This window comes from Bradyrhizobium sp. 23AC, from assembly GCF_054863025.1.
On sequence record NZ_JAVAYN010000204.1, the window covers coordinates 1 to 262 of the forward strand.

1 pseudogene is annotated in these 262 nt (G+C 61.5%); it reads right to left on the reverse strand.

Going from position 1 to position 262, the window contains the following annotated elements:
* Positions 1 to 153 precede the first annotated feature (153 nt).
* Positions 154 to 262, reverse strand: a pseudogene (locus RAD10_RS42115) (iron ABC transporter substrate-binding protein); the annotation flags it as partial.

Here is a 262-nt window from a genome sequence, read left to right on the forward strand (position 1 = left end):
CAGCGCCAGCAGCGACAGCAGCACAGCGCTGGCCACCACGATCGCCCCTGGCCGCGGATGAAGGGGGACAACAGAATAACGCCGCGCGGTCTGCGCGGCGTGGGTACTCAGGTTTGACATAACGATCAAAAACTCTCGGTTTGCCGGCGGGCCTTACAGCAGGCCGGCCTCGGTCATCAGTTCGACCACTTTTTTACTGTTCAGCTGCGCGGCGTCTACTTTCGGTGCGTCCAGGTCTTTCAGCGGCACCAGTTTCGGGTTG